The 22,654-nt window shown below is 61.1% G+C and carries 19 protein-coding genes; 17 read left to right on the top strand and 2 right to left on the bottom strand.

Annotated elements, in window-relative coordinates; translation table 11 throughout:
* Window position 1 precedes the first annotated feature (1 nt).
* The 17 genes from mraY (at window position 2) to nrdR (ending at window position 20,589) form a co-directional block, all read left to right on the top strand.
* On the top strand, window positions 2–1,123 hold the full coding sequence (mraY, locus tag EWV35_RS06380; protein ID WP_129659241.1) for a phospho-N-acetylmuramoyl-pentapeptide-transferase: 1,122 nt from the start codon (window positions 2–4) through the stop codon (window positions 1,121–1,123).
* Entirely contained in the window at window positions 1,123–2,685 is a 1,563-nt protein-coding gene (murD, locus tag EWV35_RS06375) for a UDP-N-acetylmuramoyl-L-alanine--D-glutamate ligase (protein WP_129659238.1), read from the top strand. The genes mraY and murD overlap by 1 nt, the downstream gene beginning before the upstream one ends.
* Window positions 2,682–3,944: a putative lipid II flippase FtsW gene (ftsW, locus tag EWV35_RS06370; RefSeq protein WP_129659235.1), complete on the top strand. Its 1,263-nt coding sequence runs from the start codon at window positions 2,682–2,684 to the stop codon at window positions 3,942–3,944. The genes murD and ftsW overlap by 4 nt, the downstream gene beginning before the upstream one ends.
* Window positions 3,945–4,004: 60 nt before the next feature.
* Window positions 4,005–5,120, top strand: coding sequence for an undecaprenyldiphospho-muramoylpentapeptide beta-N-acetylglucosaminyltransferase (gene murG, locus EWV35_RS06365; RefSeq protein ID WP_129659232.1), 1,116 nt, complete (start codon window positions 4,005–4,007; stop codon window positions 5,118–5,120).
* Window positions 5,121–5,123: 3 nt separating this feature from the next.
* Window positions 5,124–6,632, top strand: coding sequence for a UDP-N-acetylmuramate--L-alanine ligase (gene murC / locus EWV35_RS06360; protein ID WP_129659229.1), 1,509 nt, complete (start codon window positions 5,124–5,126; stop codon window positions 6,630–6,632).
* On the top strand, window positions 6,629–7,807 hold the full coding sequence (locus EWV35_RS06355; RefSeq protein WP_129659226.1) for a cell division protein FtsQ/DivIB: 1,179 nt from the start codon (window positions 6,629–6,631) through the stop codon (window positions 7,805–7,807). The genes murC and EWV35_RS06355 overlap by 4 nt, the downstream gene beginning before the upstream one ends.
* A 248-nt stretch (window positions 7,808–8,055) precedes the next feature.
* Entirely contained in the window at window positions 8,056–9,309 is a 1,254-nt protein-coding gene (gene ftsZ / locus EWV35_RS06350; protein WP_129659223.1) for a cell division protein FtsZ, read from the top strand.
* A gap of 90 nt (window positions 9,310–9,399) precedes the next feature.
* Window positions 9,400–10,257: a polyphenol oxidase family protein gene (locus tag EWV35_RS06345; protein ID WP_129659220.1), complete on the top strand. Its 858-nt coding sequence runs from the start codon at window positions 9,400–9,402 to the stop codon at window positions 10,255–10,257.
* Window positions 10,250–11,062 carry a YggS family pyridoxal phosphate-dependent enzyme gene (locus EWV35_RS06340; protein WP_129659217.1) on the top strand — a complete coding sequence of 271 codons (813 nt, stop codon included), beginning with the start codon at window positions 10,250–10,252 and terminating at the stop codon, window positions 11,060–11,062. The genes EWV35_RS06345 and EWV35_RS06340 overlap by 8 nt, the downstream gene beginning before the upstream one ends.
* 110 nt (window positions 11,063–11,172) lie before the next feature.
* Window positions 11,173–11,886: a cell division protein SepF gene (gene sepF / locus EWV35_RS06335; RefSeq protein WP_129659213.1), complete on the top strand. Its 714-nt coding sequence runs from the start codon at window positions 11,173–11,175 to the stop codon at window positions 11,884–11,886.
* 46 nt (window positions 11,887–11,932) lie between these two features.
* Window positions 11,933–12,235, top strand: coding sequence for a YggT family protein (locus EWV35_RS06330; protein WP_129360948.1), 303 nt, complete (start codon window positions 11,933–11,935; stop codon window positions 12,233–12,235).
* A 227-nt stretch (window positions 12,236–12,462) separates the two neighbouring features.
* The gene (locus tag EWV35_RS06325; RefSeq protein WP_129659210.1) at window positions 12,463–13,254 is read left to right on the top strand and encodes a DivIVA domain-containing protein; all 792 of its coding nucleotides are present in this window, start codon (window positions 12,463–12,465) and stop codon (window positions 13,252–13,254) included.
* 157 nt (window positions 13,255–13,411) lie between these two features.
* Entirely contained in the window at window positions 13,412–13,966 is a 555-nt protein-coding gene (lspA, locus tag EWV35_RS06320) for a signal peptidase II (RefSeq protein WP_238654196.1), read from the top strand.
* Window positions 13,963–14,928, top strand: coding sequence for an RluA family pseudouridine synthase (locus EWV35_RS06315; protein ID WP_129659204.1), 966 nt, complete (start codon window positions 13,963–13,965; stop codon window positions 14,926–14,928). The genes lspA and EWV35_RS06315 overlap by 4 nt, the downstream gene beginning before the upstream one ends.
* A gap of 78 nt (window positions 14,929–15,006) precedes the next feature.
* Window positions 15,007–18,522 carry a DNA polymerase III subunit alpha gene (gene dnaE / locus EWV35_RS06310; protein ID WP_238654231.1) on the top strand — a complete coding sequence of 1,172 codons (3,516 nt, stop codon included), beginning with the start codon at window positions 15,007–15,009 and terminating at the stop codon, window positions 18,520–18,522.
* Between the two features lie 83 nt (window positions 18,523–18,605).
* The gene (hisD, locus tag EWV35_RS06305; RefSeq protein WP_129659661.1) at window positions 18,606–19,937 is read left to right on the top strand and encodes a histidinol dehydrogenase; all 1,332 of its coding nucleotides are present in this window, start codon (window positions 18,606–18,608) and stop codon (window positions 19,935–19,937) included.
* 1 nt (window position 19,938) lies between these two features.
* Window positions 19,939–20,589: a transcriptional regulator NrdR gene (gene nrdR / locus EWV35_RS06300; RefSeq protein WP_129659199.1), complete on the top strand. Its 651-nt coding sequence runs from the start codon at window positions 19,939–19,941 to the stop codon at window positions 20,587–20,589.
* Between the two features lie 198 nt (window positions 20,590–20,787).
* Here the strand turns inward: nrdR and ppgK are convergent, their stop codons facing one another.
* Together ppgK and map are read right to left on the bottom strand one after the other, a co-directional pair.
* Window positions 20,788–21,672 carry a polyphosphate--glucose phosphotransferase gene (gene ppgK, locus EWV35_RS06295; protein ID WP_129659196.1) on the bottom strand — a complete coding sequence of 295 codons (885 nt, stop codon included), beginning with the start codon at window positions 21,670–21,672 and terminating at the stop codon, window positions 20,788–20,790.
* Between the two features lie 36 nt (window positions 21,673–21,708).
* Entirely contained in the window at window positions 21,709–22,623 is a 915-nt protein-coding gene (gene map / locus EWV35_RS06290; protein WP_129659193.1) for a type I methionyl aminopeptidase, read from the bottom strand.
* Between the last annotated feature and the right edge of the window lie 31 nt (window positions 22,624–22,654).

Raw genomic sequence — 22,654 nt, 5'->3', positions numbered from 1 at the left:
CATGATTTCCATCTTGTTGGCGGCGGCCTTTGGCCTCATCCTCTCGCTCGTCGGGACGCCGCTGTTCACCAAATTCTTGGTCAGACAACAGTACGGCCAATTCATACGCGAGGATGGCCCCACGAGTCACCAGACGAAGCGCGGGACACCGACCATGGGTGGCGTTGTGATCATCGCCGCGACCTTGGTCTCGTTCTTCTTGTCACTTGTCTTCAACGGTCTCGTCTTCGGCGGCAACCCTGTACCGTCGGTTTCCGCGCTCCTCCTGCTTTTCCTCATGGTTGGCATGGCCGGAGTGGGTTTCATCGACGATTTCAAGAAGATTGCCCGGAAACAGTCCCTTGGCCTCACGGCCAAAGGGAAGATCATTCTCCAGGGCACGGTTGGCATCGTCTTCGGCGTTCTCGCACTGACGATTCCGGATGAGAACAGCTGGACACCCGCATCCACCCACATTTCCTGGACTCGGGACATCCCTTGGCTGGATCTGTCCTTCGGTATACCGGTGCTGGGCATCATCTTGTTCGTCGTCTGGGCCAATTTGATCTCGACCGCCACGACCAATGCCGTTAACCTGACGGACGGCCTGGACGGACTCGCGACGGGCGCATCGATCCTGGTCTTCTCCGGGTACCTCATGATCTCGATGTGGCAGACGAACCACTTGTGCGAACCGCACACCCTCGGATCAGTCTGCTACGAGGTGCGCGATCCGGCGCAACTTTCGATCGTTGCCGCCGCTCTCGTGGGGGCCCTGATCGGTTTCCTGTGGTGGAACACCTCTCCGGCGACCATTTTCATGGGGGACACCGGATCCTTGGGTCTCGGTGGTGCGCTGGCCGCGTTCGCTATCCTCACCCACACCGAAATCCTTCTCGTCCTGATGGCCGGACTGTTCGTCATGATCTCCGCCTCGGTCATCATCCAGGTCGGATACTTCAAGCTCTCCGGAGGCAAACGTGTGTTCAAGATGGCGCCTCTGCAGCACCACTTCGAACTCAAAGGTTGGAAAGAGGTGACCGTGGTGGTCCGTTTCTGGATCATCGCCGGCCTCTTCGTGGCCCTTGCCCTCGGAATCTTTTACGGCGACTGGCTCATCGGCCACGGAGGTGTAACCGTATAATGCGCTCGACCCAAGAGAACCCCCTCGTTGACAATCCCCGGCTCGAATCACTGACCAGCTGGGACTCTGATTGGACCGGTCTGCGGGTCGTCGTTGCCGGGATCGGCGTTTCGGGGTTCGCCGCAGCAGATACCCTGATCGAGCTTGGTGCGCGTGTCGTCGTCGTGGACGGCAAGGACGACGAGGAAAACCGCTACAAGCAGCAGACCTTGGGGATCGTGGGCGCTGCGCGAGTCGTTTTGGGCGAAGGCTCCATGCAGACCCTGCCCGACGTCGACGGAGAACGTCCCGATCTGGTCGTCACCTCACCCGGCCTGCGCCCTGACCTGGGAATTCTCGCCCAAGCCGCGCGGGAAGGCGTGCAGATCTGGGGTGAAGTCGAACTCGCATGGCGTTTGCGCAAGCGCGAAGGGCGCAAAACCGCCGAGTGGGTATGCATTACCGGAACCAACGGGAAAACGACGACGGTCGGCATGACCGCGTCGATCCTTCAGGCTGCGGGTCTGAGAGCCATCGCCGTGGGCAACGTCGGAACTCCCATCCTGGATGCTCTGCGCGATCCGGTCGAGTACGACGTCCTCGCGGTCGAGCTGTCCAGCTACCAGCTCCATTGGTCGTATTCGGTCGCCCCCTTGGCATCGACCGTTCTCAACATCGCCGAAGACCACATCGATTGGCACGGCAGCTACGAGAACTACCAGGCGGACAAAGCCCGAGTATTCGAAAACACGCGGGTAGCCTGCGTCTACAACGCTTCGGTGCCTTTGACCGAAAAAATGGTCGAAGAAGCAGACGTCCAGGAGGGGTGCCGGGCGATTTCGTTTACGACGGACACGCCGTACCTTTCCCAGCTGGGTGTCGTGGACGGTTTGCTCGTGGACCGGGCTTTCATCGAAGAACGCCGGAGTTCTGCCGCGGAATTGGCCGGAGTGCAGGAGACTGGCGAGCTGCCGACCAAACACACCGTGGAGAACGCTTTGGCGGCGGCGGCACTCGCACGGGCCGCCGGTGTGGAGCCGGTTGCCGTACGGGACGGCCTCAGGTCCTATGAACCTGGAGCCCACCGTATCCAGCCCGTTGCCAACACGCACGGGGTGCTGTGGGTCAACGACTCCAAGGCAACCAACCCGCACGCCGCCGATGCTTCGCTGAGTTCTTTCTCGCCGGTGATCTGGATTGCGGGCGGTTTGTCCAAAGGTGTGGCCTACGACGACCTGGTGGCCAAACATGCCGATCGCCTCAAAGCCGTGGTGCTCATCGGAACGGATACGCAATCCTTGACGGAGGCTCTGAACCGTCACGCCCCGAACGTCACCGTGCTTCGCGCAGTCGAAGGGAAAGGTGTCTCCCAGGACGACGGTCGGTCGATCATGGCCCAGGCCGTCCGAATGTCGCACGGGCTCGCGAAGCCCGACGATACGGTGCTCATGGCGCCGGCGGCTGCCTCGATGGACCAATTCACGTCGTACGCCGAACGGGGAGACGCATTCATAGAGTCGGTGACCGAACTCGTGGAGCGCATCCAGAATGACGAGAGCGAAGAAGGGGACCATTTCTCATGAGCACCCCAGCCCCGGGACGCCCGCAGACTCGCCGCAAGGACACCCTGTGGACCAGAGTGGCCGAGGGCTACCGGTACGTGACAAGACCGCTTTATCGATGGGTGGCCACCGGTTCGATGTCGAGCGCCTCGATCGGGATTGCGGTGTCCTCGATCGGGCTGACGGTCCTCGGTTGCATGATGGTGTTGTCCGCATCCTCCGTGGAGCAGCTCAGCCGTGGCCTCTCGCCCTACGGGCTGTTCCTGCGCCAGGGGATCTTTGCACTCGGAGGAATCGTCGCGATGTTCGTGGCATCCCGAATCAAAATCTCTTTTTGGAAGAATCAGAGGCTCACCTATTGGCTCATGGGAATTTCCCTTGTTCTGCTGCTTCTGGTTTTGTCTCCGATGGGCAAAGAAGTCAACGGCAACCAGAACTGGCTCGCCGTGGGTGCCTTCAGCTTCCAACCCTCCGAGATCGCCAAGTTCTCGTTGATGTTGTGGGTCGTATGGTCCCTGGTCAAATCCACTCGGGTCTCCGAAAGCGCTCATGATGCCCTTTTGCCGTCGTGCCTCGGCTTCTTGGCGGTTGCAGGTTTGGTGATTATCGGCGGAGACGCCGGTACGTGCATCGTCTTTGTGCTGATTTACGCGAGCGCCCTGTGGTTCGCGCGTGCCCCGCGCAAGATTTTCACCCGATCGTTCCTCATCGGTTTGGTCGTGATGGTGTTGGTCGTCATCGCGCGCCCACACCGCTTGTCTCGCGTGATCACCTGGCTCGTGCCGTCGACCTGCACGCAAGGGCAGGAGTGCTATCAGGCCAATTCCGGTATGGCCGCGTTGGCCACAGGGTCCTGGTGGGGCGAAGGCTTGGGGCAATCACGCCAGAAATACAGCTATCTTCCGGAAGCTCACAATGACTTCATCATCGCGATTCTGGGCGAGGAACTCGGTTTCATCGGAACCTGTGTTGTCGTGGCGCTCTTCGTCGTCCTCGCGCTGTGCCTCGCGCGCATCATTCTGCGCTCGACCGACCGATTCGTCAGGTTGGCCGCTGGATGCATTCTCGCCTGGTTCATCGGCCAGGCTTTCGTGAATATCGGCATGGTGACCGGTTTGCTGCCGGTGATCGGCGTTCCTCTGCCGTTCGTCTCCTATGGAGGCACATCGCTCATGATGTCCCTGTTCACCTCGGGATTCGCGATGTCTTTGGCCAAGGCGCCCACGCACCCTGCCATCAGTTTGAAGTCCCTCGACGACGAAAACGCGGACGTAAACTAGAGATCGCTCGTTGACCCTTGCGCGGGCACACTGACCATTGACATTCCGGGAGAATCGACCATGACCAAGCCACTGTCCGTTGTTGTAGCGGGAGGCGGGACTGCGGGGCACATCTCCCCGATGCTCGCTATCGCAGACGCCATACGGGAGCTCGATCCCGAGTCTCGTATTGTGGCGGTGGGTACGGCTTCAGGCATGGAAACCCGTTTGGTCCCCGACGCCGGATACGATCTCGAGTTCGTCGACCGCGTGCCCATGCCGCGAAAGCCAACATTGGATTTGGCCAAATTGCCTTTCAGACTTCGGAAGGCCGTCAGGCAGGGAAGGGAAATCCTGCGCCGTAACCAAGCCGACGTTTTGGTCGGTGTCGGCGGTTACGTGTGCACACCAATGTACTTGGCGGCTGCGCAAGAAGGGTTGCCGATCGTGATCCACGAAGCCAACCAGCGGCCAGGCCTGGCGAATAAGGTCGGGGCCCGGCGAGCCACCGTTGTTGCAACGGCATTTGCGGGGACGCCGATTGCCAAGGGGCAGCACGTCGGGATGCCGATGCGCCGTCAGATCTCCGGATGCGACCGGGCTGCTGAACGCGAAGGTGCCCGTCAGTTGCTCTCCCTTCAAGCGGATCAGCCGACCATTATCGTCACGGGTGGCTCGCTCGGGGCCCAGAACATGAACCGGACTATTGCCGGCGTTCTCGATCGTCCTGAGTGGCGGGATTCAGCCGTCCAAATGCTTCACATTACGGGACGCGGAAAACAACTCCTTGATCCCCATGGGGCACCGCTGGAAGCTCCCGGGTACCAGCAGGTCGAATACATCGACGGAATGGAAAACGTCTACGCCGCGTGCGATCTCCTCGTTGCTCGTTCCGGTGCGGCCACCGTGAGCGAAGTTGCGGCCGTGGGCTGTCCCGCCGTATTCGTCCCACTGCCCATCGGTAACGGTGAGCAGTCTCTGAACGCGGCGGATCTCGTCGATTCAGGGGCCGGACTTATGGTGGAAGACAAGAATTTCACCGTCGAGTGGTTTTTGACCAATGTCCTTCCCACCGTCACGGACCGTGACCGGCTTCGGGAAATGTCGGAGAATGGGTATCGACACGGTATCCGCGATGCGGCCCAGCAAATGGCCCGGTTGATTGCCCAATCGGCGCGACAGGAAGGGAACGCCTAACCCATGAGTTCTGTGCATCACCGAGACGACGGGTCGAGCCTGCTGCCCGACTTCATGAACCCACCGTTCCCGCGGCGCCTCAAGACGGAGGAGCTGGGAAGAGTCCACTTCATCGGGATGGGCGGCACCGGCATGTCCGCGGTCGCTGATCTTCTGGTCTCCCGTGGGCTTGAGGTCAGTGGTTCCGATATGAAGGACAACGCCGCCTTGGCCGTGCTGCGCAAGAAAGGTGCTCGGGTCTTTGTCCCTCAGGACGCTGCCAATGTGGAAGGCGCCGACACAGTGGTCATCTCAACGGCCATCAAGGAATCTAACCCTGAACTGAGCGCTGCTCGGGCCGCCGGGTCGCGTATCCTGCACCGCTCGGATGCACTCGCCGCGTCGATGGCCGACTCCCAAACGATCGCCGTTGCGGGAACTCACGGAAAGACCACGACGAGTTCGATGATCGCCGTTATGCTCGACGGATTGAATGTGAATCCGTCGTACGCAGTCGGTTCGACCATCGCTTCTTTGGGATCGAATGCCGCCTTGGGTGCCACAGGCCCGGAGAGCTGGTTCGTCGCAGAAGCCGACGAATCAGACGGCTCCTTCGTCAAATACGAGCCGACCATCGCCGTCGTGACAAACGTCGAACCGGATCACCTGGACTTCTACGGAAGCCCTGAGGCCGTCACCGCGGCTTTCGACCGTTTTGCGGACACGATGATGCCGGACGGCGTGTTGGTCGCGTGCTGGGACGATTCCGGCGCCCGTCGTCTCGCGGAAAGTCAGCGAAAGATGGGAAAGAACGTCGTGACCTACGGTTCGGACGACGGTGCCGACGTGCTCATTAGAGATATCAGCGGCGAGGGAACGCACAGCAGTGCCGAGATCGAGTGGGATGTCCGGTTACGAGACGAAGACCTGGTCGGCAAATGCACGCTTGAACTGTCGGTGCCGGGCCAACACAACCTCCGGAACGCCTCGGCTGCTGTCTCGTGTGCCCTCGTGGGCGGATTCGATCCCTCTCGCGCGGCGCGTGCGCTCACCTCGTTCACTGGTTCTGCCCGCCGATTCGAATTCCGCGGCGAATGTCGCGGAGTCCAGGTCTACGACGATTATGCGCACCATCCCACGGAAGTAGCCGCGGCGCTGGAAGCTGCTCGGACCGTTTCCGAAGGCCACAATGTATATGCGATTTTCCAGCCCCATCTGTTTTCGCGCACCAAGGAATTCGCCGGTGAATTCGCTGAGGCATTGTCGTTGGCCGATCGTGCGTACGTCGTCGATATCTTCCCGGCGCGCGAAGAACCCCTTGAAGGAGTGACGAGCCGGCTCATCACGGAGGCGGGCTTCACCGAGGTTCGCTATGCGTCGAGCCCGGGCGAGGCGGCAGGTCGGGTCGCTTCCGCGGCGTCGAGCGGGGACATCGTCATGACCATCGGCGCGGGGGACGTGACCACCTTTGCTGAGAAGATCCTCAGTGAGTTGTCGGAAGGCGGGCCGACCGGTGCCCGGGATGCCTCGTGAGCCCCGCGCACCGGCCGCGTTTGCCGCGGCGTCAAGAAGGCAGGAAGACCTCCAAGGACCAGCAGCCGAAGGGGAAGCCCACCGGCCTGCCCCAGGGCGGGCCGGATCCGCGGAGCAAGCTTGCTGAGGCAACCGCACGAGGCGATGCAGGCCCCGACGCCCAGCGCTCGGAGGCCATCCGCAGTTCGGCCCGGGGCACGCATTCACGGCCGGCCGCCGTGCGAGTCAACGATGAGTCGAAAGTCCAGGTGCTCAGGGACTCGGACCGCGAGCACAACGATGCCGACACGAGATCGGCAGACCCCGGGCCACGGGAAGGGGAGGCTCGGACCACCAGAGGAGACCAGAAGCCGAGTCCAGACGACGATGAGGCGGACGACAATATCGTCGCTTTTCCTGGCCGTCGCCCCAAGGTCGGCGACCGAGGGGCGACGTCTCGAGAACGACGCGCTCCTGATGAGCCACGGCCGACCGGCGGAAAGCCACGAGCGTCACGGCGGAAGAAGGTCGTCGTAGGACTGGGGGCGCTATTGATCGCTGCCGTGCTGTTCTTCGGGATAGTATTCTTCTCTCCGCTGCTGGCGACCCAGAGTATCACCGTGCAAGGGGCTCATCTGACTGACAAGACATCGCTGCAGAAGTCGTTGGATTCTTTGAAGGGGAAGCCTCTGACTCGCGTGACGACGCAGGACGTGAAGGATCGCATCGGAGATGACGTTGTGGTCCAGGACGTCAGCATCGAGGCTCACCCTCCGCATGAACTCGTGGTCACGGTCCACGAACGAGCGCCAGTGGCTGTGGTCAAATCCGGCGACCAGTACGTCATGGTCGACAAGAACGGCGTTGCCATCGGTGCCAAGAAGTCGGTCGAGGAGGCCGGCGTCCCGTTGTTGGACGGTGGCCCTGATGCGGTCAAGGGCGATTCCTTCAAGTCGGCCGTCCAGGCTCTCCAGACGCTGCCGCAGTCCTTGCTGGGCCAGCTCGACAAGGTCGAAGCCGGCTCGTCCAACAACATTCGGTTGGACATGAAGGACGGGTCCGAGGTGGTTTGGGGGACCGGTGATCAGAGCGAGTACAAGGCCGAAGTCCTTATGAGTCTGGTTAAGGGTCTGAAGGACTCGGGTGGCGCATCCGTGTACGACGTCTCGAGCCCGGATCACCCGGTCACCAAGTAGTCCGGCAGAGACGGAATTGAACACTAAAGTAAAGGTTTAAGATTTATTCCGTACTTGAGAATATTCGCCGGAAATTCTTAGATTTCAGACGGCGAATAAGTGCGACACGGTATCCGGTCGTTGGTACTGTAGGTTTGGTATAGGAACCGGCTGGGTGCAGATGACGAATATTGAACCTCAACCTTCGGGTAAAGGTTTAATCAACGGATTCATGCGCTACGGCTTCACACGCTAAAACGAGGAACCCCATGGACGTAACAACTCCCCAGAATTACCTCGCCGTTATCAAGGTCGTCGGCATCGGCGGCGGCGGCGTCAACGCGGTAAACCGCATGATCGAGGTCGGGCTTCGCGGTGTTGAATTCATCGCGATCAATACCGACGCCCAGGCACTTCTGATGTCGGACGCCGACGTCAAGCTCGACGTCGGGCGCGAGATGACTCGCGGTCTCGGTGCGGGAGCCAATCCCGAGGTCGGCCGTCAGGCTGCCGAGGACCACGAGGAAGAGATCGAAGAGGTCCTCAAGGGGGCCGACATGGTCTTCGTGACGGCCGGCGAAGGCGGCGGCACCGGTACCGGTGGCGCTCCCGTCGTAGCTCGCATCGCTCGTTCGCTCGGCGCCCTGACCATCGGTGTCGTGACTCGTCCGTTTACGTTCGAGGGCCGTCGGCGCTCGAATCAGGCCGAGACCGGCATCGAGTCCTTGCGCGACGAGGTCGATACCCTCATCGTTATCCCGAACGATCGTCTGCTCTCCATCTCGGATCGCAACGTGTCCATGTTGGATGCGTTCAAGTCGGCCGACCAGGTTCTGCTGTCCGGTGTCCAGGGCATCACTGATCTGATCACTACTCCGGGCCTGATTAACCTCGACTTCGCGGACGTCAAGTCTGTAATGCAGGGAGCCGGCTCGGCGTTGATGGGTATCGGCTCGGCGCAGGGCGAGGACCGTGCTGTCAAAGCGGCCGAGTTGGCAATAGCGTCTCCGTTGCTCGAAGCCTCGATCGATGGCGCGCACGGTGTGCTGCTGTCGATTCAAGGCGGATCCGATCTCGGTCTGTTCGAGATCAACGAAGCGGCTCGCCTTGTCCAGGAGGTCGCGCACCCGGATGCCAACATCATCTTCGGTGCCGTCATTGATGACGCCCTGGGCGATGAAGCACGCGTCACGGTCATCGCTGCAGGTTTCGACTCCCTCAACCCGGAGACGAACAGCAATGACAACAACGCCGCGGCCAACCAGGCACAGAGGACTCAGCAGACCTTCGGTGGTGGCGCTTCGCAGCCGGCCAAGGTTGCCAACAACCCGCAGCGTGGGAGCAGCTCCTACTCGAGCAACTCCTTCTCCAACGGTTCGGCCTCGCAGTGGCAGGATGATTCGGATGTCCCGGCGAACGCCGGCTTCGACGTCGACCTGCCCCCGGCCGTGGGCACCGACGGCGAGTCCACCTCCAAAAAATCGGGGAAGGACTCGCTGGACGTTCCCGATTTCCTGAAGTAACTCAATACAACGCGCGTGTGAAGCCAGCGGGGCGGGACGGTCAATTCGTCCCGTCCCGTTCTCCGTTGGTGGATCCGCCGAGGGGACCTCATGAGCAACGACCGCGCTACCGAGAAAACCGAAACGGCGAAGGACCGGCTCGTGGCACCGCTTCGTCAACGCCTCCGCCTTGCCCACGGCATCTGCCTGGGATTCACTGGCGTCGAGGCCGGAAACCTGGGATTGCATGTCGAGGGGTCCTCCGACCCGCAAGACAATCGCCGTAGCCTGGAACGGGCCATGGAGGTCCCCTCCGGCAGCTTGTTGTTCCTGGAGCAGGTCCACGGAACGCACGTGACCCAAGCCGACGACGCGCCCGTAATACCGCCCGGCCTGACTCCGCGCCAAGAACGTGAGCTCGCTCCGGTGGCCGACGCGGCCGTCACCGCGACTGGCCGTCCTCTGGCGATCATGACGGCAGACTGCCTGCCCATCGTCCTGACGACCGAAAATGCCTCGACCTTCGGCGTTGCCCATGCCGGCCGCAAGGGGCTGTTGGCCGGCGTGCTGCCGAACGTGGTGGAGGCCCTTCGCGAAATGGGCATGAGGGAGATCCACGCTTGGGTGGGCCCCGCTATTTGTGGCCGGTGTTACGAGGTCCCTCGTCAGATGCTCGAGGCTTCGGCTCCCGGACATCCCGGCATCGTCGCAACGACGCGATGGAATACGCCGGGGTTGGATCTGCCGGCTGCGGCGCAAGCACAGCTTGAAGGTTTGGGAGTTGCGGTGCATCGAGAAGCCTTGAACGAGTGCACTTACGAGGACGAACAACTGTATTCTCACCGACGCGCCCCGGGGCAAGGCCGCATCGCGGGCCTCGTCTGGTCGCCGGGAACCTCAACGGGCTGGACCGCGGCTCAACTATCGTCGGAATTCCAGGACACGGAAGGATTCAGAGCTGATGGATAGTCTGGCGTACTCGCCGGAACGCTCTCGCGAGCTTGCCGACGCATATGCTCGCGTTCAAGCTGATGTTGAAAGATTGGTCGCAGAAGCGCCCGATGACGTCCGCCCGTCATCTCGGGACGTCGAGCTCATTGTGGTGACAAAATTTTTTCCGGCATCCGATGCGGCCGCGCTCTACGACGCCGGGGTGCGCTCTTTCGGGGAAAATCGTGACCAGGAGGCCTCCGCGAAGGCCTTCGAGCTCAGCCAGCACACGTCGGAGGATCCGCCGGCTTGGCACTATATAGGGCAGCTGCAGTCCAATAAGGCCAAATCCGTGGTCAAATATGCCTCGAGCGTGCAATCAATTGATCGGATCTCACTGGTCAACGCGCTGGGGAAGGCCTACCGTTCCGCCACGGAGCGGTTCGAAGCGGAGGAGGGGCCGGCACCGGCGGCGGCCTCGCGCGGTGGCCTCGAATGTTTGGTCCAAGTGGGCCTCGAGGATGCTGCGGCAACCCCGGGAGCTGGTGCCCACGGAGCCCGGGGCGGTGCCGACCCAAAAGATCTCGAAGAAATCGCGGACCGCATTGCGGCAACCGACGGGCTCGTGCTCGGCGGCCTGATGGCCGTAGCACCCCTCGGCGAGGATTCGGCGAGGGCCTTCGAGAAGCTGTGGGGACTGAGCGCCAGACTTCGGGAGACATATCCCCAGGCGTGGAAAATCTCGTCGGGGATGAGCGCCGATATGAGCGAAGCGATACGATGGGGTTCGACCAGCGTGCGCGTCGGCAGTGCGATCATGGGTCAACGCCCGCCCCACATCTGAGTATTCACTGGATTTGGCGTGTTGCCCCCTGCAATTTCCCTTGTCGATGGGAATAATGGTCCCATTGGCGGGTAGCGCCCGTCTCAACGAACGATTCTCGAGGAGTTCACATGGCCGGAACACTGCGCCAGGCAATGGTCTTTCTGGGCCTTGCCGACGACGGGTACGAGGCTCAACCCGCGGCGCAACAGCGCCGCGCTGAGACTGACACCGCGGCTCAGCCGCATGTCCACTACGAGGAACGCGCGCCGCGTGAGACCGACGGCGGTTCCGCTGCACTGGACACGCGGAGAGAAGCCCCATCTCGCCAACGTCCGGCCGAGGACCAAGATTTCCGGCAGGATGCTGGGTCTCGCGGTCCGCGCGAACGTGAGGTTCGGCAGGAGGCCGCGACGGCCCGACGCCGTCCGGAATCCTCCGCAGCTCCGGCCCGCCGAGAACTCGAACCCGCCAGGGACGAAGAGCCTGAGGACTACCGTGCTCCCGTCACCCCGATCAACCGTGCCGCGGCACAGACCGAAAGCGACAACGAATTGCGACGCATCACCACCATTCACCCGCGCTCCTACAACGATGCAAAGGTGATCGGAGAATCTTTCCGAAACAATATCCCCGTGATCATGAACGTCACGGACATGGATGTTGCGGAGGCCAAGCGACTGGTTGATTTCTCCTCAGGCTTGACGTTTGCGCTCAACGGGAGCATCGAGCGTGTGACAGAACAAGTTTTCTTGCTGACGCCGGCCAACCTCGAAGTATTGGCTTCCGAGGACGTGTCCTCCTCGGCTCCCGCGGTCGACGACTCGCTGTTCGACCAGAGCTGATCGTCATTGCCATCACTCCTGTCCGGCATAAGAAAGGTACGTCCAGTTGATCTCGGCTCTCGCCATCGTTGACTTCGTCTTGTATCTGGCGTTCCTGGTGCTGATGTTCAGGCTGATCCTGGACTGGGTGCAGACTTTCGCCCGCTTCTGGCGGCCCAAAGGTGTGGCCCTAATCTTCGCATCGACCGTCTATACCGTGACGGACCCGCCGATGCGGCTCATGCGAAAGTGGATTCCGCCGTTGCGTATCGGAACCGTCTCGTTGGACATGGGCTTCCTGGTCCTGCTGGTCGCCCTGAGCATCGTGCGTGCCATCGTCGGTTCGTCTCTCGGCTCTATGTTGATGTAGGCATGGGCCGACCACCCACCTGAATGCCATTCGATTTGGCGCTCAGCGTATATCCAGAAATTTCTCATACCGTCGCACCTGAGTCATTAGGATGTGATCCAGGTGCGTGCCAGACATTTACGGGTTTGGCTGCAGGCACAATGAGTTATGGGCGTGCTCTTTGGGAACGTCCCGTTTAGGCCTACGGTGCGACTGCTGCCGCATCGACAAGATAAGAGGTGTATTTCATGGCATTGACCCCGGAACAGGTCATCAACAAGACCTTCCAACCCACCAAATTCCGCGAGGGGTACGACCAGGAAGAGGTGGACCTCTTCCTGGATGAGGTCGTCTCCGAGCTGCGACGTCTGAACAAGGAAAATGACGATCTCCGTCAGAAGCTCGAAGAAGCCGGCATCGACCCAGAGTCCGGATCCGTCTCTTCCGCCGCTGGCTCGGTCGGTTCTCAGGACAACAAGACGTCGGCCGGCGAGACCTCGGATGCAACCTCCGTGGCGGCCCTGAACGTGGAACCGGATTCCTCCTCCGACGTCGAGCCGGAGAACCTCGATTCCGAGATCCACCCGACGAGCGAACAGGTTCCGACGGCCGCCGAGAATTCAGGCTCCGACCAGCAGGGCTCGGAAGCGCCCGCACAGGCTTCCGCCGAGACCACCTCGGAATCCTCTGTGCGAGAGAACAACGTCTCGGGCCAGTCCAACGAGTCGGCGGCCTCTGCCGCCGCCGTCATCGCAATGGCCCAGCGTCTGCACGACGACTACGTGTCTCAGGGCGAGTCCGAGAAGGCGCGCCTCATCGAGGAAGGCCAGACTACCGCGAACGCGCTGCTCAGCGAGGCGGAGGCCAAGCGCTCGGACATCCTGGCTTCTCTCGAGGAATCCAAGACGAACTTGGAGAGCGACGTAGAGACCCTGCGCAGCTTCGAGACGAAATACCGCCGCGAGCTCAAGTCCTACTTGGAGGGCAAGCTCACGGATTTGGAGAACTCTCCGCGCGTCGAGCCGACCCAGGCTCGCTGAACCGAGGGCTTCGGCCCGCATGCGTTCTGAAGGAACGGGGTCAGCAGAATCGTTCTGCTGGCCCCGTTAGCGAATTAAATCCCGGTCGGGCCTCGACGATCTAGGTTCCCCTCCCCGCCGGGCCACCACCGAAGAATCCTGAGGAGTACCACCCATCGTGAGCGACCGAGCCGTTGTTTCCTTGTCGACCGGGCGGTTTCGCGCCCACCGGGTTCTCGGCCTCGTCCTCCTGGTGGTTTTGTATGCTCTGGACCAAATAACGAAGTACGCAGTGGTCACCCACATGACGGAGGGGGAGGCTGTTCCCGTGGTCGACGGTCTGCTGTGGTGGAGGTTCATCAGGAACCCCGGCGCGGCTTTCTCGATGGGAGAGTCTGTGACCTGGATCTTCACGATCATCATGGCAATCGTGGCTGTGGTGATCCTCTATTATCTGCCGAAGGCCCGTACACGCGGCTGGATTCTCGGGCTTTTCGGCTTGCTGGCAGGAGTCCTCGGCAACCTCACGGATCGGCTTTTCCGGGAACCCGGCTTCGGTCGGGGCCATGTCGTCGATTTCATTTCCGTGCCCCATTACGCAATCTTCAACATTGCGGACTCGTGCATCTGCGTGAGCATCGTGATGCTGGCGATTCTTCTGTTCCGCGGTGTTCCGTTGGACGGCGCGACGGCATCGCGCGAGGAAGAGACCGAACGGGAGGAGACAGCGTGAGCGAATACATCATTGGGCATCACGAATGGACAGTCACTGCGGACGACGCAGGAACCCGGCTCGACGCTTTCCTCGCCGACCGGACGGGTCATTCTCGCTCGGCCGCAGCGACATGGTGTGAGGACGGGCGCGTTGAGGTCACGTCTCAGGGACGACCCATCAAGGCCGTCAAATCCCTGAAGGTTCCCGAAGGCGCGTCGATCGCAGCGGACGTCCCGGATCCGAATGATAAGGTTCGCGTGGTTCCCGAGAGCGTGGACGGCTTCCGCATCGTGTACGAAGACTCGGACATCGTCGTCGTGGACAAGCCTTCCGGGGTTGCTGCGCATCCGTCGCCGGGGTGGCACGGGCCTACGGTCGTTGGCGCGCTGTCCGCGGCCGGTGTCGGCATTTCCACGTCGGGAGCTGCCGAACGCCAGGGCATCGTGCACCGACTCGACGTCGGAACGTCCGGGCTCATGGTCTTGACCAAGAACGAGAAATCCTATTCGTCGCTCAAACGCGCGTTCAAAGAGCGGACTGTGACCAAGGTCTATCACACGATGATCCAGGGCATACCGGATCCGCTCCAGGGAACCATCGATGCTCCCATCGGGAGGCATCCGGGACACGAATGGCGATTCGCCGTCGTCGAAGACGGGCGGGACTCCGTAACCCACTACGAGGTTATTGAGGCTTACGGTCCCGCGTCGCTGGCGGAGGTTCATTTGGAGACGGGCAGAACTCACCAGATCCGCGTTCATTTCTCCGCGCTCAATCACCCCTGTTGCGGGGACTTGACGTACGGTGCGGACCCGAAGCTCTCCGCACGACTTGGGTTGACCCGGCAATGGCTTCACGCCCATCGTCTGGGATTCGACCATCCCGGTACCGGACGTTACGTCGAGTTCGAGAGCGAATACCCGCCCGATCTGAGGTTTGCCCTCGAGTCGATGCGCAGCGGGGATGCTCTGGGCTCCTAGAAGCCCTAAAATGATGAAGTGACTTCCGCGGCTAAATCCAAAGACTTTACCCATCTCCACGTCCATACCGAGTACTCGATGCTCGACGGGGCGGCGCGATTGGACGATCTGTTCGAGCATGCCCACGAGCTGGGGATGAGCTCGATGGCCACCACGGACCACGGGTTCCTCTTCGGTGCGTTCGACTTCTGGAACAAGGCGCGCAACGCAGGCATCAAGCCGATTATCGGCGTAGAAGCGTATGTGACGCCCGGTACCGCCCGGCAAGATCGCACGCGTGTGAAGTTCGCCGATGGCGGTCGCAACGACGTCTCGGGCGGCGGTGCTTATACGCACATGACCTTGCTCGCGGAGAACACCAAGGGCATGCACAACCTGTTCAGGGCATCCTCGAGGGCGTCGTTGGAGGGTCAGCTCTACAAGCCGCGCATGGACCGTGAGCTGCTCAACATGTACTCGGACGGTTTGATCGCGACCACGGGGTGCCCCTCGGGGGAGGTGCAGACGCGTCTTCGGCTGGGCCAATACAACGAGGCTCGTGACGCGGCGGCCGAATTCCGCGATATCTTCGGTAAGGAGAACTACTACTGCGAGCTCATGGATCACGGGCTCGGCATCGAGAAGCAGGTTACCAGTGACCTTCTAAGGTTGGCCAAGGACCTGCAATTGCCGCTCGTGGCAACCAATGACCTCCACTACACGCACGCGGAAGACGCCAAAGCCCACGCGGCTCTTCTGTGCGTGCAATCCGGCTCCACGATTCAGGATCCCAAGCGTTTCAAATTCGACGCCGACGAGTTCTACCTGAAATCTCCCGCGGAGATGAGGGAGTTGTTCCGTGACTTCCCGGAAGCATGCGACAACACCCTGGAAATCGCCGAACGCTGCAACGTCGAATTCGACACCAGTGCCAACTACATGCCGAACTTCCCGTGCCCGCCCGGGGAGAACGAGGAGTCTTGGTTCGTCAAGGAGGTCGAGAACGGTCTTCACTATCGTTTTCCCCACGGCGTGCCGGACGACGTCCGCAAACAGGCCGAGTACGAGGTCGGGATCATCACCCAGATGGGGTTCCCTGGCTACTTCCTCGTCGTGGCCGACTTCATCAACTGGGCCAAGAACAACGGGATCCGAGTCGGGCCAGGTCGCGGTTCGGGTGCAGGTTCAATGGTCGCGTACGCGATGCGTATCACCGAGTTGAACCCGCTCGAACACGATCTCATCTTCGAGCGCTTTCTGAACCCCGACCGCGTTTCCATGCCCGACTTCGACGTCGATTTCGATGATCGTCGTCGTTCCGAGGTCATCCACTACGTGACCGAGAAGTACGGCGAGGACAAAGTCGCCCAGATCGTCACCTACGGAACCATCAAAGCCAAACAGGCCCTCAAGGACTCTTCTCGCGTTCTGGGCTATCCCTTTTCAACGGGCGAGCGTCTGACCAAGGCGATGCCGCCGGACGTCATGGGCAAGGGCATTTCTCTTCAGGACGTCTACAACAAGGACGCCAAGCGATACGGGGAAGCCGAGGAACTGCGTGAGCTGATCGCGTCGGACGAGGACTCGCGCAAGGTTTTCGAGACCGCCGAAGGCCTGGAGGGCCTGAAACGCCAGTGGGGTGTGCACGCGGCGGGCGTGATCATGTCCAGCCACAACATCATCGACATCATTCCGATCATGCGCCGTGAACAAGACGGGCAGGTCATCACCCAATTCGACTATCCGACGTGTGAAGGCCTCGGCCTGATCAAGATGGACTTCTTGGGTCTGCGCAATCTGACCATCATTTCCGACGCGATCGAGAACATCCAGTTCAACCGAGACTTCACTCTTGATCTGGAGAGCCTGGAGACGGACGATGCCGAGTCCTACAAGTTGCTGGCCCGCGGGGACACCTTGGGTGTTTTCCAGCTCGACGGCGGCCCCATGCGTCAGTTGCTCAAGCTCATGCAGCCGGACCACTTCGAACACATTTCCGCTGTGTTGGCTCTGTACAGGCCGGGCCCGATGGGAGCCAACTCGCACACCAACTACGCCCTGCGCAAGAACGGCCTCCAGGAAGTCACCCCGATCCATGCGGAATTGGAAGAGCCGCTCGCCGAAATCCTGGACACGACGTATGGTCTGATCGTCTACCAGGAGCAGGTCATGGCCATCGCGCAGAAGGTCGCGGGATACTCGCTCGGTGAGGCGGATATTCTGCGCCGTGCAATGGGCAAGAAAAAGAAGGCCGAGCTGGATCGCCAGTACGTGACCTTCCACCAGGGGATGCTGGACAACGGTTATTCCGAAGCCGCGATCAAGGCGCTCTGGGACATTCTGCTGCCCTTCTCCGATTATGCGTTCAACAAGGCCCACACCGCAGCCTACGGATTGGTCTCGTACTGGACGGCCTATCTCAAGGCCCATTATCCGCAGGAATACATGGCGGCACTTCTGACTTCGGTGGGCGATGACAAGGACAAGCTTGCCCTGTATCTCAACGAATGCCGTCGCATGGGAATTACTGTTCTGCCGCCGGATGTCAACGAGTCCGCGCTGAATTTCACGCCTGTGGGGGACGACATCCGCTTCGGCATGGGTGCTGTCCGCAACGTCGGTGCGAACGTCGTCTCTGCCTTGGTGGAAACCCGTACCGAAAAAGGCCGCTTTACGTCCTTCCACGATTTCCTCAAGAAGGTTCCGGCGGTCTGCTGCAACAAACGAACCATTGAGTCATTGATCAAGGCGGGCGCTTTCGACGACCTGGGACATCGTCGTCGAGCCTTGTCCCTGATCCACGAGGAAGCCGTGGATTCGACGGTTTCGGTCAAACGCCAGGAGGCTGCGGGGCAATTCGACCTGTTCGGGGGAATCGGTGCGGAGGAAGAAGACCCGACCACTGAGCTCACGGTTGCGATTCCGGACGTCCCGGAGTGGGAACGCCGCGACAAACTCAATTTCGAGAGGGAAATGCTCGGCCTGTACGTCTCGGACCACCCTTTGCGGGGGCTCGATGACGTCCTGGGGCAGCTATCTGATTCATCCGTTCAGTCCTTGCTGGATGAAGAAGGGAAGCCGGACGGATCGATCGTCACCATCGCGGGCATGATCACCTCCGTCCAGCGCAAGGTCGCGAAGACCAGCGGCAACGCCTATGCGCGCATCGAACTGGAGGATAGGACGGGCTCGATGGAAGTCATGTTCTTCGGAAAGGTCTATACACCCATTTCCGGCGTGCTGACCGAGGATTTGATCTGCACGATCAAGGGTCGACTCCAACGCCGGGACGACGGAACCGTGACGATCAGCGCCATGGAGCTCAAGGTACCGGATATCGATGCGGACGGGCAGAAAGGCCCGATCGTCTTGTCCCTGCCCGAACACCGTGCCACCGAGCAGAACCTGCGTGAGCTCGAATCCATCCTTTTGAACCATCGCGGTGATGCCGAGGTTCGAATCAACCTCGCGTGCCGAACCAAGGACGTGCTGATGCGGCTCTCCCCGAGGCTGCGGGTCAATCCGAACCCAGCGCTCTACGGTGATTTGAAAGTGTTGTTCGGCTCCTCGTGCCTGGAGAAGTCATCCTCGGCGGGGTCCGAAGTCGGTGTATGACCCGCCGGTCGGGTAAGGCGGCCCGCGGGCGTTAAACTGGACCAGTGAGCATTTCAGACCCGAGTCCCAGTCAACCCTTCTCGATGCGCCTCATCGACCTGCGTGGACAGCAACTGAGTCATGCCCAGCTGCTTTCAGTCGTACCGCGTCAGACGAGTGAATTCGTGTCCTCGGCCGAGGAGACCGTCGCCTCAATCCTCGCCGACGTCAAGGATCGCGGTTGCGAAGCATTGCGTGAGTTGTCCGCACGTTTTGACGGCGTCGAGCAGGCGAACCTGCGTGTGCCCCAAAGCGCCATCGATCGTGCGGTCGAGGATCTGGATCCGTCGGTTCGCCGCGGATTGGAGACCGCGATCGAACGGACTCGGGTCTTCGCCGGCGCACAGCGCCCGGAGGACGCGAGTATCGAAGTCGCTTCCGGAGCTCGGCTGGTTCACCGGTGGACCCCTGTGAGACGAGTCGGCCTCTACGTTCCCGGGGGACTGGCGGTCTATCCGTCGTCTGTTGTCATGAATGCGGTGCCTGCGCAAGCGGCCGGCGTTGACTCGGTGGTTCTCTGTACTCCGCCCCAAAAGGAGTTCGGCGGTTTGCCGCACCCCACGACCCTCGCTGCGGCCGGGCTCCTCGGAATCGATGAGGTGTGGGCCATTGGCGGTGCCCAGGCCCTGGGTGCCATGGCCTACGGTTTTGACGACGAGGAAACTCTTGAACCGGTCGACACGATCACGGGTCCCGGCAACATCTTCGTCGCCATGGCCAAACGTCAGTTGCGTTCCGTCGTGGGAGTGGACGGCGAGGCGGGCACCACCGAAATTGCCGTGATCGCCGATGAGCAGGCGAACCCGGAATACGTTGCGGCCGATCTCTTGTCGCAGGCCGAACACGATCCTCACGCCGGGTCGATTCTCATTACAGACTCCCCGGAACTTGCGGATCAGACCGCATCTGCCCTCGAAGCGCGCGTGGCCAAGACCAAACACCACGACAGGGTCGTAACAGCACTGAGCGGCCCGCAGTCCGGCGTGATCCTGACCGAGGACGTCGATCAGAGCGTTGACGTCGCCAATGCCTACGCGCCGGAGCACTTGGAGATTCAGACCGAGCGACCAGGCGATATTGCGGCCAGAATTCGGAACGCTGGAGCGATATTCCTGGGCCCCTACAGCCCGGTGCCTTTGGGAGACTATGCTGCCGGCTCGAATCACGTTCTGCCGACGGGCGGCTCGGCCCGCCACAGCAGTGGATTGTGCACCACATCGTTCATGAAAGCCGTTCAGATCATCGAGTACTCCGCGGACGCTTTGGCTGAAGTCGGGGAGGAGGTCGTTGCACTCTCCGGTGCGGAGGACCTTCCCGCTCACGGAGAAGCGATCACCGCTCGAATCGACGATTCCGTCTCGGAGGGGGCCTCCTAATATGCATTGTCCTTATTGCCGCCATCCGGATTCCCGGGTCGTGGACTCGCGCGTTGCCGACGACGGCTCATCGATCAGGCGCCGTCGGCAATGCTCCTCGTGCGGCCGCAGATTCTCAACTCTCGAGACCACATCGGTCAATGTCATCAAACGTTCGGGTGCGACCGAACCGTTCAAGCGAGTCAAGATCATCTCCGGCGTCCGCAAAGCATGTCAAGGGCGGCCCGTCAGCGAGGACGACCTCGCATTATTGGCTCAAGAGGTCGAAGAATCCATTCGTGCCCGCGGGCTTGCGGAGATCGACGCGAACGACGTCGGGCTGGCCATTCTCGATCCGTTGCAGCGGCTTGACGAGGTCGCCTACTTACGCTTCGCGAGCGTTTACCAGGCGTTCGACGGTCTCGCGGATTTCGAAAAAGCCATAGAAAACCTCCGCACGGGTTCGGCTCCTGCGACGGCCGCATTCGAGGTCAAGCACGACTCTGAAAGCGAAACGGCCGAGAGCTCCACGGTTGCCGAAGCTGCAGAGCCCGAACCGCAGAGCAAGAGCAGAGGCAAGAAATCTGGTTCTGCCCAGGCAAAGCGCAAGGGCAAAAATGCATCCACCGCTGTTCCGGAGTCGGAAGATCCGGATCAGCCGACTTTGATCTAGACCCAGCGTTCATCTTGTGATTAGATAGGAACTGGTCGCCGGTACTTGCGGAGGGGAAGCCGTCAGGTACCGGCGTTCAACTTTTAAAAATGGTGACCCTTAGGGCCCTCCGGGGCGCCTCCCCGACTCAGGGGTTTGACCCCTAGAGCCGGGCGGTGAAAGCCTCGACCGCTTCCTTGGCGGCTAGGCCCGCCGGTATCAGCGCCGAAGATCTTGATCGTGTCGCTCACGCTCGCCGGGCTGACCGGCCGACCACAGGGCAGCACCCACAATCCCTGCGTTATTGCGCAAGGCGGCCGGAACCATCGGTGTCTTAATGCCGTCCAGATACGGCATGAATTTCTCGGGTTTCTTCGAGACCCCGCCACCGATGACGAAGAGGTCCGGGGAGAAGAGCGCTTCCACGCGGGAGAAATAGGTGTGGAGGCGTTTTCCGTAGTCTTTCCAGGACAGGTCGTCGCGTTCCCGTGCGCGGACCGAGGCACGGGATTCGGCGTCGTGTCCCTCGATTTCCAGGTGGCCCAATTCGGAGTTCGGAACGAGCACGCCATTGTGAATGATGGCCGACCCAATCCCCGTACCCAGAGTGATGACCATAATCAGTCCGCTGTTGTCCCGGCCCTGTCCGTAAATACCTTCAGCGAGACCGGCAGCGTCGGCGTCGTTGACCGCGTACACCGTGCGGCCCACCTGTTCTTCGGCCAGCTTCTTCAGTTCGGCGCCGATCCACGACTTGTCCACGTTGGCGGCCGACCACGTGACACCGTTTTTGACGATAGCCGGGAAGTCGATGCCAATTGCGCTGCCTTCCTCCGGGGCAATGTCCCGGCCCTGAAGCTCCTCAACGATCTGCCGAACCACAGGCAGAACCTTTTCCGGTGTAGCGGGGCTGGGCGTATCGATGCGGAATCGCTCGCTGACGAGGGAGCCATTGCGCAGGTCCACAATGCCTCCCTTGATTCCGGTGCCTCCGATGTCGACGCCGATCACCAACTCGTGAGGTTTGGGCTCGGGGAGGTCTTGGGACGTGCTGAGGTCCTGCTGTACAGCGACGTCGGGACGATCCGGTGACGTATGAGGCATGGATTCTCCTGCGGGGGTGCTGGATAGGGGTGTTGGCTATGGGAGGGTCAGAACGTCGACGCCGTCAGCGGTGACCACCATGGTGTGTTCGAATTGGGCGCTTCGTTTGCGGTCTTTGGTGACGACGGTCCAGTCGTCATCCCACATCTGCCAGTCGATGGTTCCGAGATTGAGCATGGGCTCGATCGTGAACACCATGCCTTCCTCGATCACGGTGTTGTAGGCCGGCGCGGCATCGTAATGGGGGACGATCAAACCGGAGTGGAATTCGCGTCCCACTCCGTGACCGGTGAAGTCGCGGACCACGCCGTAACCGAAACGCGATGCGTACTTCTCGATCACCCGACCGATGACGTTGAGCTCGCGTCCCGGTTTGACGGCCTTCATCGCACGGTTCAGCGATTCTTCGGTGCGCTCGACCAGCAGACGCGATTCTTCGTCCACCTCTCCGACCAGCAGCGTCCGGTTGGTGTCCCCGTGCATGCCGTTCTTGTAGGCGGTGACGTCAAGGTTGATGATGTCGCCTTCCTCCAGAACCGTGGAGTCCGGGATGCCGTGGCAGATGACTTCGTTCAAAGACGTGCACACGGACTTCCAGAAATTCCGGTAGCCCAGGGTCGAGGGGTAAGCGCCGTGGTCGCACATGTACTCGTGGACGACTCGGTCGATTTCATCGGTCGTACGTCCCGGAACGCAGTACTCTTCGGCGGCGACGATCGAGCCCGCGGCGATCTTCCCGGACTCGCGGATCAGTTCAACTTCTTCAGGGGTGTACAGATCCGATCCGTTGCCCTCATCCGCGGTCGCTTTGCCGACGTATTCGGGGCGCTCGATGGAAGCCGGAACCTTGCGAGTGGGGCCGATGGCGCCCGGGGTCAGGTTGCCCAAGGGAGCGCCGCCGTGTTCGGCAGGGATGTTGTGGGATGTCGTGGAAGCATTGGTACGGGACATATAGTCAACTCTAGAACACGATCGACGACGA

This window comes from Rothia uropygialis (assembly GCF_004137765.1).
In the GTDB taxonomy this organism is placed as follows: domain Bacteria; phylum Actinomycetota; class Actinomycetes; order Actinomycetales; family Micrococcaceae; genus Rothia.
This window is presented reverse-complemented; position numbering and strand designations above follow the sequence as displayed.